The organism is Siccibacter colletis, from assembly GCF_025914095.1.
GTDB classification, from domain to species: Bacteria; Pseudomonadota; Gammaproteobacteria; order Enterobacterales; family Enterobacteriaceae; genus Siccibacter; species Siccibacter colletis.
Window position 1 is genome coordinate 3,595,185 of sequence record NZ_CP074352.1, and the last position, 17,976, is coordinate 3,613,160.

At 58.2% G+C, this 17,976-nt stretch carries 17 protein-coding genes; 3 read left to right on the forward strand and 14 right to left on the reverse strand.

The features are described 5' to 3' along the window. Positions 1–5 precede the first annotated feature (5 nt). Together rpsF and yjfP are read right to left on the reverse strand one after the other, a co-directional pair. Positions 6–401, reverse strand: coding sequence for a 30S ribosomal protein S6 (rpsF, locus tag KFZ77_RS17220; RefSeq protein WP_031521594.1), 396 nt, complete (start codon positions 399–401; stop codon positions 6–8). A 138-nt stretch (positions 402–539) separates the two neighbouring features. Next, positions 540–1,298, reverse strand: a complete 759-nt coding sequence (yjfP, locus tag KFZ77_RS17225) for an esterase (protein WP_264384891.1) — start codon at positions 1,296–1,298, stop codon at positions 540–542. A 201-nt stretch (positions 1,299–1,499) separates the two neighbouring features. Between yjfP and bsmA the strand changes: the two genes are divergently transcribed. From bsmA to KFZ77_RS17240, 3 genes are all read left to right on the forward strand, one after another. Continuing rightward, entirely contained in the window at positions 1,500–1,808 is a 309-nt protein-coding gene (gene bsmA, locus KFZ77_RS17230; protein ID WP_264384892.1) for a biofilm peroxide resistance protein BsmA, read from the forward strand. 124 nt (positions 1,809–1,932) lie between these two features. Beyond that, on the forward strand, positions 1,933–2,220 hold the full coding sequence (gene yjfN, locus KFZ77_RS17235; RefSeq protein ID WP_031521589.1) for a DUF1471 family protease activator YjfN: 288 nt from the start codon (positions 1,933–1,935) through the stop codon (positions 2,218–2,220). A 182-nt stretch (positions 2,221–2,402) separates the two neighbouring features. Beyond that, complete coding sequence (locus KFZ77_RS17240; RefSeq protein ID WP_264384893.1) at positions 2,403–4,328, forward strand: methyl-accepting chemotaxis protein; 1,926 nt, start codon at positions 2,403–2,405, stop codon at positions 4,326–4,328. Positions 4,329–4,334: 6 nt separating this feature from the next. On the opposite strand, the gene KFZ77_RS17245 is transcribed toward KFZ77_RS17240, so the two are convergent. The 12 genes from KFZ77_RS17245 to hflX all read right to left on the reverse strand — a co-directional run bounded on the left by KFZ77_RS17245 (position 4,335) and on the right by hflX (position 17,956). Then, positions 4,335–5,969: an isovaleryl-CoA dehydrogenase gene (locus tag KFZ77_RS17245; protein ID WP_264384894.1), complete on the reverse strand. Its 1,635-nt coding sequence runs from the start codon at positions 5,967–5,969 to the stop codon at positions 4,335–4,337. A gap of 90 nt (positions 5,970–6,059) precedes the next feature. Next, the gene (locus KFZ77_RS17250; protein WP_264384895.1) at positions 6,060–7,232 is read right to left on the reverse strand and encodes a glutathionylspermidine synthase family protein; all 1,173 of its coding nucleotides are present in this window, start codon (positions 7,230–7,232) and stop codon (positions 6,060–6,062) included. Then, the gene (locus tag KFZ77_RS17255) at positions 7,233–7,871 is read right to left on the reverse strand and encodes a DUF1190 domain-containing protein (RefSeq protein ID WP_264384896.1); all 639 of its coding nucleotides are present in this window, start codon (positions 7,869–7,871) and stop codon (positions 7,233–7,235) included. Positions 7,872–7,890: 19 nt separating this feature from the next. Then, entirely contained in the window at positions 7,891–8,289 is a 399-nt protein-coding gene (locus KFZ77_RS17260; protein ID WP_081826921.1) for a DUF350 domain-containing protein, read from the reverse strand. A 168-nt stretch (positions 8,290–8,457) separates the two neighbouring features. Continuing rightward, positions 8,458–9,189, reverse strand: a complete 732-nt coding sequence (gene rlmB, locus KFZ77_RS17265) for a 23S rRNA (guanosine(2251)-2'-O)-methyltransferase RlmB (protein ID WP_031521578.1) — start codon at positions 9,187–9,189, stop codon at positions 8,458–8,460. Positions 9,190–9,263: 74 nt separating this feature from the next. Then, positions 9,264–11,729, reverse strand: a complete 2,466-nt coding sequence (gene rnr, locus KFZ77_RS17270; protein ID WP_264384897.1) for a ribonuclease R — start codon at positions 11,727–11,729, stop codon at positions 9,264–9,266. A gap of 141 nt (positions 11,730–11,870) precedes the next feature. Continuing rightward, the gene (gene nsrR, locus KFZ77_RS17275) at positions 11,871–12,296 is read right to left on the reverse strand and encodes a nitric oxide-sensing transcriptional repressor NsrR (RefSeq protein WP_264384898.1); all 426 of its coding nucleotides are present in this window, start codon (positions 12,294–12,296) and stop codon (positions 11,871–11,873) included. Between the two features lie 298 nt (positions 12,297–12,594). Beyond that, positions 12,595–13,893: an adenylosuccinate synthase gene (locus KFZ77_RS17280; protein ID WP_031521572.1), complete on the reverse strand. Its 1,299-nt coding sequence runs from the start codon at positions 13,891–13,893 to the stop codon at positions 12,595–12,597. A 102-nt stretch (positions 13,894–13,995) separates the two neighbouring features. Beyond that, positions 13,996–14,193 (reverse strand): DUF2065 domain-containing protein, encoded by a 198-nt coding sequence (locus KFZ77_RS17285; RefSeq protein ID WP_031521570.1) that lies wholly within the window; start codon positions 14,191–14,193, stop codon positions 13,996–13,998. Between the two features lie 121 nt (positions 14,194–14,314). After that, positions 14,315–15,319, reverse strand: coding sequence for a protease modulator HflC (hflC, locus tag KFZ77_RS17290; protein WP_031521568.1), 1,005 nt, complete (start codon positions 15,317–15,319; stop codon positions 14,315–14,317). 3 nt (positions 15,320–15,322) lie between these two features. Next, on the reverse strand, positions 15,323–16,585 hold the full coding sequence (gene hflK / locus KFZ77_RS17295) for an FtsH protease activity modulator HflK (protein WP_031521566.1): 1,263 nt from the start codon (positions 16,583–16,585) through the stop codon (positions 15,323–15,325). 90 nt (positions 16,586–16,675) lie between these two features. Beyond that, positions 16,676–17,956 carry a ribosome rescue GTPase HflX gene (gene hflX / locus KFZ77_RS17300; RefSeq protein WP_031521564.1) on the reverse strand — a complete coding sequence of 427 codons (1,281 nt, stop codon included), beginning with the start codon at positions 17,954–17,956 and terminating at the stop codon, positions 16,676–16,678. Between the last annotated feature and the right edge of the window lie 20 nt (positions 17,957–17,976).

Sequence of the window (17,976 nt, forward strand, 5' to 3'; positions counted from 1 at the left end):
CAGAATTACTCTTCAGAATCCCCAGCATCTGCATCATCTGCGGTTTCGTTTGCGAAATCATCGCGACGCTCACGGCGCTCGTCTTTCGCTTTAACCATCGGAGATGCTTCGGTAACTGCGTTCTTGGTACGCATTACCATGCTACGGATAACGGCGTCGTTGAAGCGGAAGTTAGTTTCCAGCTCATCGATCGCTTCCTGCGGCGCTTCAACGTTCAGCAGAACGTAGTGTGCTTTGTGCAGTTTGTTGATCGGGTAAGCCAGCTGACGGCGGCCCCAGTCTTCCAGACGGTGGATCTTGCCTTCTGCACCAGTGATAGCAGCAGAGTAACGCTCGATCATGCCCGGAACCTGTTCGCTCTGGTCAGGATGGACCATAAAAACGATTTCGTAATGACGCATCGAATTGCTCCTTACGGATTATTCAGCCTCCTGTCTGGGTCAGCCGCGGCCCGTGGAGGCAAGGAACGTTGTTAAAGGGCGGCTGAAAAATTGACGCGTAATCATACTGGCGTTCCGGGGCGAACTCAAGGTGAATGATTAATTAATTCCTGCAATCCGGGAGAAGAACGCAACGCAGCCGTCCAGCGCCGCGGGCGTGATGCGGTGTTTCACTCCCGCCTCCCACTGCCAGCGCAGATTTTCGGCCAGCCCGGCGGTTTGCAGCGCCAGTTGCAGGCTGAAGGATTCCGTGGCGGGCACAACGTCATCCGCCTCGCCATGCCAGAGAAACAGCGGGCGATGTGCCAGACGTTCAAGATTGCGCACAGCTTCGAAACGCGCGAGCGGCGCGACGATAGCCTCGAATTCCGCGCGCGCGCCGGGGCGATTCCAGTCCACTGGCGGAAAGAGCGAGCGGGCAAGCGAGGTGTAATAGCCGGAGCCCATCAGCGATGCCACCGCGTCAATCTCCGGATGCGTACTCATCAGGCCCAGCGCGGTCATTCCACCCAGCGACGCGCCGGCAACATACAGCTGCCCGGGCTGAATCAGACCAGCCTCACGCAGAGCAGCTGACAGCGGGGCGAACTCGCTGAGATTCTGCTGAAGGATCTGCCAGAACTGCTGCACGCGAACGGCCGCATCGCCGTCAAAGCGTGCGCCGTGCTGCGGCGCATCGGGCAAAATGGCGCGAAATCCCGCCTGGGCCAGCGCAACAGCAAAATAGCTGTAGACGGTTTTTGAGGAGCTAAAGCCGTGGTAAAACACTACCGTTGGCAACGCCGCTGTTTTCATACCCGCCGGAACCGCATGCAGCGTCTCAATGCCGGCAAACCGCTCGGTATACACTTCAATCATACCCACACCTCGCTATACTTTTTTTCTGTATGCCATGATGCTGCCTGGACCGCAACCGGTCACTCAGCGCAAACGCATCGCGTGGCGGCGGGTTACCAGAATAAAAAACGTGAAAAAGCGCGTCAGAGATAACAAAACAGGGATCATTCCCTTATCGTGAGCGCGCCTGCCACTACACTTAACCTCATCAGGAAACAAAACATGCATATTCGTCGGATGGTTATACCGGTGCTGGCGCTGCTGTTAAGCGCCTGTTCCGTGCTGGAAGGTACGCCTCAGCCTGCCCCGCCGCTCACCGATGCGCCGCAGGAGATCCAGCGTAATCAGACCCAGGGTTTACAGCGCATGGGAACGGTCAGCGTGATGGTACAGGGCGCGCCGAGCGACAGTGAAGCAGCCCTGCATCAGAAGGCCGTCGCGGCCGGAGCAGACTACTACGTTATCGTGCTTAACGATGAAACGGTGGTGACGGGTCAGTGGTACGCGCAGGCCATTCTCTATCGTAAGTAACGGTTTGCACGATATTTACACTGCTTTGCGCCGTTTTAGCGTTTCCTGTGCACAATGGTTTTCATGTCTGAAAAGGGATGGCCTGGCCTGCGAAGGAGTGCCCTGTCGTAACGGGGTAACGTAAATGGAGCTGACGATGAAACGATCTCTTGCCTTAACCACGCTGTTGTTATCAGTGGGACTTATTACCACCTCTGCCCAGTCGGCGGATCGCGCCTGCGCCGACCGGGTCACCGGCCTGAATGAGATCGGGCTGATTTCGGTAAATAATATTTTTGGCAGTGCGCAGGATGTGGAACGGATCATTGCCCTGAAAGCAGACGAACAGGGCGCTTCCTGGTATCGTATCGTGCAGATGCAGGAGAACCACAACCCCGATAACTGGCGGGTCCAGGCCATTATTTACGCATAAATCCGCTTTCTGATTATTACGTCACCGCTTTGTGTGACGTAATTGTCTATTCATTAAACTTGCAATGATCATGATCAATTAATTTACCTGGGAAATAATTTCTTACATTTAACAGGTAAATGTTCCCCGCCCGATGCCGTTGAACGAGCCACCATTCGTTCGTTTACTTATTGGGCTATGTCATGATTAATTTTTTCCGGCACCTTGGACTGGGAGCAAAACTCTCATTACTGACCGGCAGCACCGTCGCGGTACTGTTCCTGTTATTTACATGGACGTTAAGCCATCAGGCAAGCCAGCAGCTGGAAGCGCTGGCGCTTGAAGATCTCCATAACCAGACCACGGGCGTGGTGGATATGGCGGTGATGTTTGACAGCAGCCTCACGGAAGAGGTCGAAAGCTTTACCCGACTCTTTACCAGTTTCCTGCCCCAGCCGTTAAGCCGGGATGCCAGCGAAACGCGCACCATCAATAACTTTACCGTTCCGCTGCTGAAAGGCGGCGACGTGGCGCTGCACGAAAACAACACCATTCCGGACGACTTCCTGGCGCGCACCGGGGCGATTGCGAGCCTGTTCGTGCGCAGCGGCGACGATTTCGTGCGCGTAGCGACCTCGCTGCGTAAAGAGGATGGCAGCCGTGCGATTGGTACTCTGCTCGATCGCGCCAGCCCGGCGTTTGCGCCGGTAAATAAAGGCGAGGTCTATCGCGGCCTGGCGAAGCTGTTTGGCAAGCGCTACATCACGCAGTATCAGCCGGTGAAGGACGCCAGCGGCCAGACCATCGCCATTATCTTCGTTGGCGTGGATATCAGTAACTCCTGGCAGGTGATGCGCGACAAGATCCTCAGCCGTCGCCTGGGCGACAGCGGCCACTTCTACGTGCTGGATCGCTCGCCGGGTGCTAACAATGGCAAATTCCTGTTCCATGCCAAAGAGGAAGGTAAACGTCCGCAGTGGGCTGATGAGATTCAGCAGCGCATCATGACCGACGAATCCGGCACCTTTGAGATGGAAAAGCCGGATGGTCGCACTGCCATGCTCTCCTTTACCCATCTGCCGGGCTGGAACTGGGCGATTATCGGTGAAGTAGACAGAGCTTCTCTGCTCTCCGCCGTCAACACCATGCGCAACCAGTTCCTGATTGCCGGCCTGGTGATCTCCCTGCTGTTTGCCGCGCTGTTTGTGGTGATGATCCGCCGCTGGCTGACCACGCCGCTGCGCGAAGTCATCACGCTTGGACAGAGCTATGCCGCCGGCGATCTGCGCGCCACCATCAACTCCAGCCGTAAAGATGAAGTGGGCGAGCTGATTCAGGCGATCAACGGCATCGGCAACGGCCTGCAGCAGATTGTGCACCAGGTGCGCGACGCCGCGGGCGAGATCAGCAGCGGTACCGATGCGCTGGCCGCCGACAGCGTGGAGATCAGCGAGCAGATCAACAAGCAGGCCAGCAGCGTCGAAGAGACCTCCGCCAGCATGGAGCAGATTGCCGCCACGGTGCAGCAGAATGCCGCAAACATGTCGCAGACCCAGCAGCTGGTAAATCAGGCCGCGCAGGCGGTGCATGAGGGTGGCGAAACCGTAGGTAATGCGGTGGCGACCATGAATGATATTCGCGGCGCTTCCCAGCGTATCGCCGATATTACCCACGTTATCGAGTCCATTGCCTTCCAGACCAATATCCTCGCGCTGAACGCCGCCGTCGAAGCGGCGCGCGCGGGTGAACACGGGAAAGGCTTTGCGGTCGTGGCCCAGGAAGTGCGCGCTCTGGCGGCTCGCAGCGCCAACGCGGTGAAAGAGATCGAGCAGCTTATCGCCGATACCCTGACCAAAGTGGGCGAAGGTCATGCCCTGTCGGAGCAGACGCGCAACGCGATGGATACCATCATCACCCACATCGATCAGATCGATCAGCTGGTGACCGAGATCAACCATGCCTCGCACGAGCAGTCGGCGGGTATCGGCCAGGTGAACATCGCCATGAGCCAGATTGGTGAAGCGACGCACATCAACGCCGAGCGCGTCTCACGCAGCGAGCAGACGTCCCAGACCCTGCGCGAGAAGGGGCACCATCTGAACGAACTGGTGAGCATTTTCCGTCTTTAAGCGGGATTAGCCCACCCCGCCGGTGGCGCGTAACAGCAGGTCATCCAGCACCTGCGTGTTAATCAGCGTGTCGCCGCGCGGATCGAGCATCATGCGGCACCAGGCTTCCGCCAGCGGCGGAGAGAGGTGCCGCAGCAGCTGCGCCCCGCAGGCAAGGTGCGCAAGCTGGCGCGTAATGTCGCGCGCCTGCGCTTCATGGGGCTTACGCAGCCGCTGCTGTAGCTGACGCCAGGCCCGGTCGAAATGCCGGTCCTGGCCCTTCACCTCATCAAACTCCGCACTGAGCATCTCCATTACTCCAGGCTGCTTCGCCAGCACCCGCAGGACATCCAGCGACATAATATTCCCTGCCCCCTCCCAGATGCTGTTTACCGGCATTTCCCGGTAGAGCCGCGGCAGCTCGCTCTCTTCGCAGTAGCCGCTGCCACCGAGGATCTCCATCGCCTCAGCAACAAAAGGAATGCCCGCTTTGCAGACGGAGAACTTCGCCGCCGGGGTAAACAGGCGGCAGAATGCGGCTTCCCGCGCGTCGCTGCGCTGCTCCCAGGCGCGGGCGAGGCGAAACAGAAACGCCGTCTGCCCCTCCAGCTGCAATGCCATGCGGCCTGTCTGCTGGCGCATCAGCGGCTGATCGATAAGGTTTTTGCCGAACGCCTGGCGCTGATGGGCGTGATACAGCGCCACCGACAGTGCGCGCCGCATCATGCCGTGGCTGGCCAGAGCGCAGTCGAGCCGCGTCATGCCCGCCATTTTCAGGATCTGGCGTACCCCCTCCCCCTCTTCGCCGATAAGCCAGGCGACGGCATCGTGAAACTCCACTTCGCTGCTGGCGTTCGAGCGGTTGCCGAGTTTATCTTTCAGCCGCTCCAGCCGTACCGCATTGCGCTGTCCGTCCGGCAGAAAGCGCGGCAGAAAGAAACAGGACAGCCCGCCTTTTGCCTGAGCCAGCACCAGGTGCGCATCGCTCTGCGGCACCGAGAAAAACCACTTGTGCCCTACCAGCCGGTACGCCTCGCCGGGGCCGCGGCGCTCCAGCGGCTCCGCCCTGGTGGTATTGCTCAGCACGTCCGATCCGCCCTGTTTCTCGGTCATGCCCATGCCGATCAGCAGGCCGCGCTTCTGGCTGCCGGGCTGAAGATGGGCATCGTAGCGGTCGCTAAGCAGCGGTTTCAGCCACGGACGAAACGGCGCTGGCAGCGTCTGGATGAGCAACGGTGTGGCGGCAAAGGTCATGGTAACCGGACAGAGCGTTCCCGCTTCCACCTGGGCATGGAGCATAAAGCGGGCGCAGCGGGCGACAAACGAGCCGATGCGGGCCTCCTCCTGCCAGGGCAGATTATGCACCCGGTTGGCGCACAGCCCCTGCATCAGCAAATGCCAGGCGGGATGAAAACGTACATCGTCGAGTCGCTCGCCGGTGGCATCGTAGCGCAGCAGTTCTGGTGGGTTAGCGTTGGCGAGCCGCCCCAGCTCCAGCGACTCGGCGGTGCCGAGCTGCTGGCCGATGCTGGCGAGCAGTTCCGCATCCCACTGTGCGCTTTCACGGCTGACCGCCTCGCGCAGCGGGATATCAGAGAGAAAAAGGTTACTGTTGTTAAGGGCTGCAACCTGATTAAACACGGTATGGGTTTGCCAGCGCATTGTGAGTCCCTCCCCGAAGTGGCAACGCCACTAAGTATGGACAGCGCCAGCGTCACTGCGCCGGGGTAACGTCACAAAAAAGGGAATTCGCTAGCCGGCGATGTAGTGCGGCACAAAACGCGAGGTGTCTTTGGTCACCAGCGAGGCGTCTTCGCGCAGGCAGATACCCGCTGCCTCGTCGCCCACCAGCCAGCTACCGATAAGCGTATAGCTGTCGCCAAAGCGCGGCAGCGGGGCGAACGCCTGGTAGATCATCGGCTCGTGACCGTAATCGCCCTGCACATCCTCAATAATGCGATGGCCCCGGTCATAGACCGTGACGTTGCCGCCCTCGCGAGAAAACAGCGGCTTGCGCACGTAGCCGCGATACGCCTCCAGCGCTGAGGTCGGCGGGGTGTCGTCAGCAAACCAGGCGGGGAGCAGGTTGGGATGGTCAGGGAAATGCTGCCACAGCAGCGGCAGCAGCCCTTTATTGCTGAGAATGCTTTTCCACAGCGGCTCGTACCAGCGTTCAGCGCGCTTGCGCAGCAGCGGGCCGTAGTCGTCGCGCATCATCCACTCGAGCGGATAGAGCTTAAACGCCTGGGTAATGATCCGGTTCTGCTCGTCGGTCAGCAGCCCGCCGGTGCCAAGCCCGATATCCTCGATGAACAAAAAGCGCGTCTCCAGCCCGGCCTGGCGCGCGCAATCCTCCAGATACAGCACCGTGCCGCGATCCTCTTCCGATTCCTGACAGCAGGAGAAATAGAGCGGCTCGGCGGTAGCGATGGCGGCAAAGCGGGCAATCAGCTTCTCCTGCAGGGAGTTGAACTGATCGGCATCGCGCGGGATCAGGCCGTGACGGCGGGCGTCCACCAGCCACAGCCACTGGAAATACGCGGATTCATAAAGCGAGGTGGGGGTATCGGCGTTGTACTCCAGCAGCTTCACCGGCCCGCTGCCGCTCCAGACAAAATCCATGCGGCCATACAGCGACGGATCGCGTTCGTGCCAGCTGCGGGCGATAGCGTCCCAGTAGAGCTCCGGGATGGCGAGACGCGTCATCATCGCCTCGTCGCGCACGGCGCGGTCGACGATCTCAAGGCACATCTCATGCAGCGTTTCGGTGGGCGTTTCTATCTGCGTCTCTATCTGCTGAAGCGTAAACCGGTAGGCGCGGCTCTCATCCCAGTAAATTTCATTATCGATGATGTGAAAGTTGAAGCCGTGTTCCCGGGCAATGCGTTCGAGGCCGGGGCGCACCGGCACATTATGGCGAAGCATTTAGCCTCCGAAGCTGTGATGCGCGCTGGCGCGACCAAAGCCCCCGCGGGACAGGGTATCGGCGGTTTTACTGGTGTAGCCGTTGACGCTGCCAGGAGATCGCGAACGCCAGGTATAGCGCCCCTGCGTATCGCGCCAGGCCGGACGAGAATAGTAGTAATGACTGCCGCTGGAGTAATACGTTGAGCTGGTATAGCCGGACCCGCTCTGGCTGCTCTGCTCCTCCTGCTCGCGCTGCGCCAGCAGGAATCCCGCCATCACCGGCACCCAGGTTTTACGCTCGGCGTTGTAGTTGCAGTTCTGATAGCTGTTGAAGCACTGCTCCCAGCTCATCGGAGAAGGGATGCCCTTCTCGAACTCCCGACGCGCATTTTCCCAGGCGGCGTTACACGCCTCCAGCGGGTGATCGTCGGCGTGACAGGCTTCCGGTGAGCCATAGTAGAGGCCGTCGCCGTCGTTGGCATTGGCCTCGTCGCTGTTGCCGCGCAGCACGAAAAAGGCGGCACCGCCCATGATCGCGAGGGTGAGAATGGTGGGGCCTTTGCGTTTTTTCTCCCACGACCCCTTTTCGAGGTCGGATGCCCGCATTACCGGGCTGGGGAGATTCCTTTTTTTGCGCGTCTTCCTTGCTGCCGCCATGCTTATCCCTGTGTTGTGTTTACCATGTCATACATGCCGCATTGAGAATACCACCGGCGATGGACGCCGCACCCATAAAGATGCCGGCAGCAAGATTGCGGTTGATGATTTTTTCGCTCAGCTTCGGCATATACATCAGCACGCCGCCGTAGATTATAAGCTGAACCACCAGCGCGATCGCCCCCCAAATCAGATAGTCGACAATGCTGACGGAGTTGATGGCGGCACTGGCCAGCGGAATGACATAGCCGATAATGGCGCCGCTGAAGGTAACAGCCGCCGCGCTGTTATTATCTTTAATCAGCTGCCACTCGTTGTGCGGCGTGATGCGGGTGTAGATGAACATAAAGCAGTTGATCATCGCCAGACCGATAAAAAAGTAGGCGGCGAACGCCATTAATCCATGAAATGTCTGCACAATCCTGTCTCCCGAGGCGGTAAATTTTATTGGTTTGCAGGGGCAAACCCCTGTGGCGCTTATAGTAGCAGCCCGCCTGTATATCCTCGCCGGGCTGATAAAACTTTACACTGGGGGCGCAGACATAAAAAAGCCACCCCGCAGGATGGCGTTTTCAGGCTGGCGGGCTTAACCGCGCTGGCGTACCGCTTCGAACAGGCAGATGCCGGTGGCAACCGAGACGTTCAGCGAGGAAACGCTGCCCGCCATCGGAATGCTGATCAGCTCGTCACAGTGTTCGCGGGTCAGGCGGCGCATACCTTCCCCTTCCGCGCCCATCACCAGCGCCATGCGGCCGGTCATTTTGCTCTGGAACAGGGTGTGATCGGCTTCGCCGGCGGTACCGACGATCCAGATGTTCTCTTCCTGCAGCAGACGCATGGTGCGCGCCAGGTTGGTGACGCGGATCAGCGGCACGTTTTCCGCTGCGCCGCAGGCTACTTTCTTCGCGGTGGCATTGAGCTGAGCGGATTTATCTTTCGGTACGATCACCGCGTGCACGCCGGCGGCATCGGCGCTGCGCAGGCAGGCACCGAGGTTATGCGGATCGGTTACGCCGTCGAGGATCAGGAAGAACGGGTTATCGAGTTCAGCGATCAGATCCGGCAGATCGTTCTCCTGGTACTGACGACCCGGCTTCACGCGCGCAATAATTCCCTGATGCACCGCGCCTTCGCTCTTGTCGTCGAGCCACTGACGGTTGGCGACCTGAATTACCACGCCCTGGGCTTCCAGCGCGTGGATAAGCGGCAGCAGACGTTTATCTTCGCGGCCTTTCAGAATAAATACTTCCTGAAAGCGCTCCGGCGCACGTTCCAGCAGGGCCTGCACCGCGTGGATGCCGTAAATCATTTCACTCATGAAAATACTCGTATTAACTCTGTTATTGGTTTACTCCCGGGGCGCACCTGAGGAACGCCGCCGGGAGAAGATACTCAGTCAGTCGCTTTCTTGCGCGACCCGCGTTTCGCTTTGGTCGCGGCGGCAATCTTCTGTGATTTCGCCGACGGTTTTTTACTGCTTCTTGCCGGTTTTTCGCTCTTTTCCGGGCGGGCAGCGCTCTCTTTCTTCACCTTGCCTCTGCCCTTCTCGCTGCGAAATGCGCTGTCCGGCTCAAAGTTGGTTTTTTTGCCTGCCTGACGACGGCCACCGCTTTTGCCACCGGGCGCTTTTTTCCCGCGTTCACGTTCGGTTTTACCGACGTTGCGCGGCGCGCGCTGGCTGGAGATGAGCGTGAAGTCGATCTTACGCTCGTCCATGTTGACGGCTTCAACGCGCACTTCCACGCGGTCGCCGAGGCGGTAGGTCTGGCCGCCGGATTCGCCAATCAGACGCTGGCCTACCTGGTCGAAACGGTAGTAGTCGTTGTCGAGCGAGGAGACGTGCACCAGGCCGTCGATAAACAGCTCGTTGAGACGCACAAAGAACCCGAAGCCGGTGACACTGGCGATAACGCCGTTAAACACCTGGCCCACCTGGTCCTGCATAAAGTCGCACTTCAGCCAGTCGGCGACGTCGCGGGTCGCTTCGTCGGCGCGACGCTCGGTCAGGGAGCAGTGCTGCCCCAGCTGAAGCATCTCTTCCATGCTGTAGTGCCAGCCGCCGCTCTCGGTGCTGTTGCCCTTGTGGCCCTGCTCTTTCGCCAGCAGATATTTGATGGCGCGGTGCAGCAGCAGGTCCGGGTAACGGCGGATCGGCGACGTGAAGTGCGCGTAGTGCTGGAGCGCAAGGCCGAAGTGACCGCGGTTTTCCGGATCGTAGATCGCCTGTTTCATGGAGCGCAGCAGCATGGTTTGCAGCATTTCATGGTCCGGACGCCCGGCGATGGACTCCAGCAGCTGCGCGTAGTCGCGCGGCTCCGGCTTGTTGCCACCTGGCAGCTCCAGGCCCAGCTCTGCCAGGACGGTGCGGAACGAGGTAATCGCTTCGTTAGTCGGACGGTCGTGAATACGGAACAGCGCCGGCTCTTCTGCTTTTTCAACGAAGCGTGCGGCGGAGATGTTCGCCAGGATCATGCACTCTTCGATGAGCTTATGCGCATCGTTACGCTGGGTCTGCTCAATACGCTCAATGCGGCGCTCGGCGTTGAAGATAAACTTCGCTTCTTCACTTTCGAAGGAGATGCCGCCGCGCTGGGTACGCGCCTGCTCCAGCGCTTTATACAGGCTGTGCAGCTCTTCGATAGGCTTCACCAGCGGCGCGTACTGCTGACGCAGATCCTGGTCGCCCAGCAGCATCTGCCAGACTTTGTTATAGGTCAGACGCGCGTGGGAGCTCATCACCGCTTCGTAGAAGCGAGAGCCGGTCAGACGTCCACCGACGGAGATGGTCATTTCACAGACCATACACAGACGGTCAACCTGCGGGTTGAGCGAGCACAGACCGTTGGAGAGCACTTCCGGCAGCATCGGGATCACCTGCGACGGGAAGTAGACCGAAGTACCGCGGTTGCGCGCTTCGTTGTCCAGCGGGGTTGGCGGACGCACGTAGTAGCTCACGTCGGCAATCGCCACCCACAGGCGCCAGCCGCCGCCGCGTTTCTTCTCACAGTAGACCGCGTCATCGAAGTCACGGGCGTCTTCGCCGTCGATGGTGACCAGCGGCAGTTTGCGCAGGTCAACACGGCCAATCTTCGCCTCTTCCGGCACTTCTTCTTTCAGGGAGGCAATCTGCTGTTCGACCGCTTCCGGCCAGACGTACGGGATTTCATGGGTGCGCAGCGCCATATCGACCGCCATGCCGGTGCCCATGTTGTCGCCCAGCACTTCCACAATCTTACCCACCGCTTTGGTGCGGCGGGTCGGACGCTGGGTCAGCTCGACCACCACCACGAAGCCCATGCGCGCGCCGTTAATCTCTTCTGGCGGGATCAGGATGTCGAAGCTCAGGCGGCTGTCGTCCGGTACCACAAAGCCGACGCCCGCATCGGTGAAGTAGCGGCCAACGATCTGGCTCATTTTCGGTTCGAGCACGCGTACCACGCGCCCTTCGCGGCGGCCTTTACGATCCGCGCCCAGCGGCTGCGCCAGCACCACGTCGCCGTGAATGCAGGTTTTCATCTGTTCGCTGGAGAGATACAGGTCGTCCTTGCGGCCTTCCACGCGCAGAAAGCCAAAGCCATCGCGGTGACCAATGACAGTCCCCTTGAGCAGATCAAGGCGCTCCGGCAGGGCATAGCACTGGCGGCGGGTAAAGACGAGCTGACCGTCACGCTCCATCGCGCGTAAGCGGCGGCGCAGCGCTTCCTGCTGCTCTTCGCCTTCAATGCCCAGCTCAACAGCCAGTTCATCACGACTGGCGGGTTTTTCACGCCGGGTTAAGTGTTCAAGGATGAATTCCCGGCTCGGGATAGGGTTGGAATACTTTTCGGCTTCTCGTTCCTGAAAAGGATCTTGTGACATATCGGTTCCTCCGTTGTCATTTCTGGTGGAATTACCCGTCGTTTCAGGCTGTTGGCTTATGTGTTTACCTTCTGACATAGTTATCTATGCCGCAAGGATCGTCCAGTCAATGCTGTGACGCAGCCTGAAATCCGCGGATATTTATTCCACCAGCAGTAATTTATAAAGCGGCTGGTTATGATCAACCATGTCCGCAAGCGTGTAGTTGTCCAGTTCCTGGAGGAAGCTTTGTACTGCTTTTGCCAGCACCTGCTTAAGACGGCAGGCGGGCGTGATGTGACAAAACTCGCTACTACAATTCACCAGCGCCAGCGGTTCGAGTTCACGAACCACATCGCCGATACAGATTTCATGTGCTGGTTTACCCAGCCGGATACCGCCGTTTTTTCCGCGTACTGCGGCCACATAGCCTGAACGGCTCAGTTGATTGATTATTTTCACCATGTGATTGCGTGACACACCGTACACGCTGGTCACTTCGGAAATGCTGGTCATGCGCCCCTCGGGCAGCGATGCCATGTAAATCAGTGCTCGCAAACCGAAATCGGTAAAACTCGTTAACTGCACATCAACCTCAGACTATGGGAAATAACGCGGTCGCCATCGGGCGACATACCCTTAATGATTTGGATTACAGGAAAATGACACCGCCGCGCTTAAGGTGACCATTTCTATCATCGCCTGCGATACGGTCTGAACCCGGATGGATAAAGGGTATGTATCATATTGATGATAAACCAGCCAGCTATGGAGCCGCTAATTTATTTGCGCTTCGTCGGGGTGAGAAAACGGCGTGAAATCAGTGGAAGAGGCAAAGCAGGATAGCATAAAAGTAACAAGGGGCGCATAGCGCGCCCCTCAATGATTATGCGTCGAACGGGTCGCGCAGGATCATGGTTTCTGAACGGTCCGGGCCGGTTGAAATAATATCAACTGGCACGCCGGTCAGCTCTTCGATACGCGTGATGTAGTTCAGCGCTGCCTGCGGCAGGCCACTGCGCGTTTTCACGCCGAAGGTGGTTTCAGACCAGCCCGGCATGGTTTCGTAGATCGGCTCGATGCCTTCCCAGTCGTCCGCCGCCATCGGGGTGGTAGTCACTTCACGGCCATCCGGCATACGGTAACCGACGCAGATTTTCACCTCTTTCAGGCCGTCCAGCACGTCCAGCTTGGTAAGGCAGAAGCCTGACAGGGAGTTGATCTGCACCGCACGACGCACCGCAACCGCATCCAGCCAGCCGGTACGACGACGACGACCGGTAGTGGCGCCGAACTCGTTGCCCTGCTTGCACAGGAACTCACCGATATCGTCGAACAGCTCGGTCGGGAACGGACCGGCGCCAACGCGGGTAGAGTAAGCCTTGATGATGCCCAGCACGTAATCCACATAGCGCGGACCAATACCGGAACCGGTCGCCACGCCACCGGCGGTGGTGTTAGAGGAGGTCACGTACGGATAGGTACCGTGGTCGATGTCGAGCAGCGTACCCTGCGCACCTTCGAACATGATGAAGTCGCCGCGCTGACGTGCCTGATCCAGCAGGTCAGATACGTCCACCACCATCGCGGTCAGGATGTCAGCGATAGCCATCACGTCATCCAGCACTTTCTGGTAGTCAACGGCGTCAACTTTATAGAAGTTCACCAGCTGGAAGTTATGGTATTCCATCACTTCTTTCAGCTTGTCAGCGAAGGTGGCTTTGTCGAACAGGTCGCCAACGCGCAGGCCGCGACGGGCCACTTTATCTTCATAAGCCGGACCGATACCACGACCGGTGGTACCAATCGCTTTCGCGCCGCGTGCTTTTTCACGCGCCACGTCGAGGGCGACGTGATAATCAAGGATCAGCGGGCAGGCTTCAGATAACAGCAGGCGTTCACGAACCGGGATACCGCGGTCTTCCAGTTCCTTCATCTCTTTCATCAGCGCAGCCGGCGACAGCACTACACCATTACCAATGATGCTGGTGACGTTATCGCGAAGAATACCTGAGGGGATAAGATGGAGAACGGTCTTTTCACCGTTGATTACGAGAGTATGGCCTGCGTTGTGACCACCCTGGTAGCGCACAACATATTTAGCCCTTTCAGTCAGGAGATCGACGATCTTCCCTTTACCTTCGTCACCCCATTGGGTGCCCAGTACGACGACGTTGTTACCCATTTTTCAAAATCACCGTTTGCTTAAAAAAGGATTCTACCATCGGTTTTCATGATGATCAGCACTTTTAGACAACTAAAATCGGCGATAAACCCAGACTTGTGCTCAGTTAATCGTTTTCGTCAACATGTAGTAGATTACCACGCCTGCAACCACAAGACCGCCGCCAAAGCGACGCAAAAGCGTATCCGGTTGCTGGCTAATGCTGAGCACCATTCGTTTCCACAGCCGCGGAAACAGCAGCGGCCCAAGGCCTTCAAGCACCAGAACCAGGGCGAGCGCCAGCCAGATCGTTGAATTCATTGGGTGTTCCTTTATATCAGGTTGCTGCGCAGCATACCTGAAGCGCTTTACCGGAGGCCAGAAAAAGAAAACCACCCGCCGGTAAACCGGAGCGGGTGGTTTCATTATGCCTGACGCGGGATCAGCGAGTGCTGTTGCCCGGCGACTTCATAAAGCGGAAGAAATCGCTGTCCGGGCTGAGTACCATCACGTCCTGATTGCTCTGGAAGCTACCTTCGTAAGCACGCAGGCTACGGATAAAGGCGTAGAAGTCCGGATCCTGGCTGAACGCGTCAGCAAACAGTTTCGCCGCTTCGGCATCACCTTCACCGCGCAGGATCAGTGCCTGACGCTCGGATTCTGCCAGCGTACGGGTAACTTCATAGTCCGCCGCCGCGCGCAGTTTCTCGGCCTCTTCCTGACCCTGTGAACGATGACGACGCGCTACCGCTTCACGCTCGGCGCGCATACGGCTGAAGATCGCCTCGGATACTTCGGTCGGCAGGTTGATCTGCTTGATACGCACATCCACCACTTCAATACCTAACGCTGCCATGCTGTTCGGGTTAACCACCGGGATTTTACCGTTGGTTTCCGCCGCTACGCGCTCGGCGGCTTTAGCAATAGCGTCGTCCGCTGCCGGGGTTTCCACTTCGTCTTCGGTGCCGGCAGAACCGGAGTTCAGCGCCTCGCGCACTTCAGAGGTCAGACGACCACGGGAGTCGGTAACGATGTCTTTCACATCCAGACGCCCGATTTCTGAACGCAGACGGTCAGAGAACTTACGCTTCAGCAGCACTTCGGCCTGGGAGATGTCGCCCCCGCCGGTTGCCAGGTAGTAACGGCTGAAGTCGCTGATGCGCCACTTGATGTAGGAATCGACGATCAGGTCTTTCTTCTCTTTGGTCACAAAGCGGTCGGCCTGGTTATCCATGGTCTGGATACGCGCATCAAGGGTCTTCACTGATTCAATCAGCGGGATCTTGAAGTGCAGGCCCGGCTCGTACACCTGCGGCTTGTTGTCTTCATCACGCACCACCTTGCTGAACTGCAGGGTAATACCGCGCTCGCCCTCTTTCACCACGAAAATCGAGCTATAGAGCACGACCAGCACGATGATAATTATCGCAATAACTGACTTCCTCATCGTTTATTCCCCTGGGCGTTGGTAGTCGTTACGCTGCGCGTTGGCGCGGCGTTGGTCCATGATATCGGCATTCGATGATGACGACGATGCGCTGCTGGCGCGGTTGCTGCCGGTATTGGATGACGCCGGCGGCAGACGCAGCAGAGAGTTATCACCGCTGTTATCATTTTTTGCAGCCGGAGCCGCATTGCCTTTCAGCATCTGGTCGAGCGGAAGCACCATCAGGTTGCCGCCTTTATCGTTGACCAGCACTTTACGGGTATGGCTCAGCACGCGCTCCATGGTCTCGATGTAGAGACGCTCGCGGGTGATTTCCGGTGCCGCTTTATACTCCGGCAGGATTTTAGCGAAGCGTGCAACTTCACCCTGCGCTTCCAGCACGGTCTGGGTCTTATACGCGCGCGCTTCTTCAAGAATACGCTGCGCCTGACCGTTAGCCCGCGGCTGAACTTCGTTGCTGTAAGCTTCTGCCTCACGGATGTACTGCTGCTCGTTTTCACGGGCGGCAATGGCGTCATCAAATGCGGCCTTCACCTCTTCCGGCGGACGGGCTGCCTGGAAGTTGACGTCCAGCAGGGTGATACCCATGTTGTACGGCTTAATGGTCTCTTCCAGTTCACGCTGGGTATCGCTACGAATAACGGTACGGCCTTCGGTCAGGATGCGATCCATGGTGTATTTACCGATAACGCCACGCAGCGCGCTGTCGGTAGCCTGACGCAGGCTGTCGTCGGCGCTGGTTACGCTGAACAGATAATGACGCGGATCGGTAACGCGGTACTGTACGTTCATCTCCACGCGCACCACGTTTTCGTCCGAGGTCAGCATCACGCCAGAGGCGGCCAGCTCGCGTACGGACTCAACGTTCACCGCAACCACATCGTCGATAAACGTCGGCTTCCAGTTCAGACCCGGCTCAACCAGACGGTTGAACTCGCCGAATCGGGTAACCACACCGCGCTCGGCTTCTTTAATGGTATAAAATCCGCTGGCCGCCCAGATAATCACAGCAGCGGCGGCAGCGATAGTGACAATACGCCCGCCCATATGGTTACGCGGCCCCTGCGGTGCGCTACCGTTATTGTCGCCTGAACCTTTACCACCGCCGAAACCACCGAGCTTTTTGCTCAGCTTACGGAAGATATCATCCAGATCGGGCGGCCCTTGTTCACGTCCACCCTTATTTCCCCCAGAGTTGCCGCCTGGTTTGCTGCTTCCCCACGGGTCGCGGTCCTGTCCGTTATTACCGGGCTGATTCCACGCCATGTTTATGCTCCATAATTGTTGTGCGGTGATATACCCGACATCTTTTGGGTACCCCCCAGAGAGGGGAAAATTCTTCAGGCAGCCAGCCGGTCAGATAACGTAATCCACCAGGGCTGGTTCTTGTTTACAGAGACGACGCCAGTCAACTACCGGCATACGGATCTGTATGCCAACGCTGCCGTCCTCTTCCATCCACTCTTTTTCTATCGCCTGAAGCTGATAAAAACGGCTCCGCAGACGCCCGGCATCTGGTGGCAGGCGCAGCGTGTGCTGCGCAATTTCACCTGACAGCCGTTCCGTCAGAGCCTGGAAAAGCAGTGGCACTCCCTCACCCGTCTGCGCAGAAAGCCAGACGCGTATGGGCTTGTTCTCTTCATCACGGTCGATGCGCGGCTGGAAATCCTCCAGCGCGTCGATCTTGTTCATCACCAGTAACGTCGGGATCTCGTTAGCATCGATCTCTTCGAGCACGATATTCACCGCGTCTATGTTTTCCTGCATGCGAACGTCCGCCGCGTCGATGACGTGCAGCAGCAGCGTCGCCTGACGCGTCTCCTGCAGGGTCGCTTTAAATGCCGCAACCAGGTCGTGCGGCAGATGGCGGATAAACCCTACGGTATCGGCAAGCACCGTTTCACCGACGTCGGCGACGTCGATGCGGCGAAGCGTCGGGTCGAGCGTGGCGAACAGCTGGTCCGCCGCATAGACGCGGGCTTCGGTTATCTGGTTAAACAGGGTGGATTTACCGGCGTTGGTGTAGCCCACCAGCGAGACGGTTGGCACATCGGCTTTGGTTCGTGACCGGCGCCCCTGTTCTCGTTGTTTTTCTACCTTCTCAAGGCGCGAGAGGATTTGCATGATTCGGTTGCGCAGCAGGCGACGGTCGGTTTCCAGCTGGGTTTCACCGGGGCCGCGCAGACCAATCCCGCCTTTCTGACGCTCAAGGTGAGTCCAGCCACGCACAAGGCGAGTGGCGAGATGGCGCAGCTGCGCAAGCTCAACCTGCAGCTTCCCTTCATGGGTGCGGGCACGCTGAGCAAAAATATCAAGGATCAGGCCAGTGCGGTCGATAACGCGGCACTCGCATAAACGCTCAAGGTTACGTTCCTGAGCAGGTGTCAACGCATGGTCAAAAAGCACGACTGATGCCCCAGTGGCTTTTACTGCATCGGCAATTTCGACTGCCTTACCTTCACCAACAAAATACTTGGGGTGCGGTGCTTTGCGGCTACCGGTAACCACCTGCAACGTTTCGACACCAGCGGAAGAGACCAGAGATTCAAACTCCTGGAGGTCTTCCATGTCTTTATCTTGCGTAAAATAGATGTGTACCAGCACCGCCTGCTCACCGGCATCATAACGGTCAAACAAGCGTAAACCCTCATAAAATA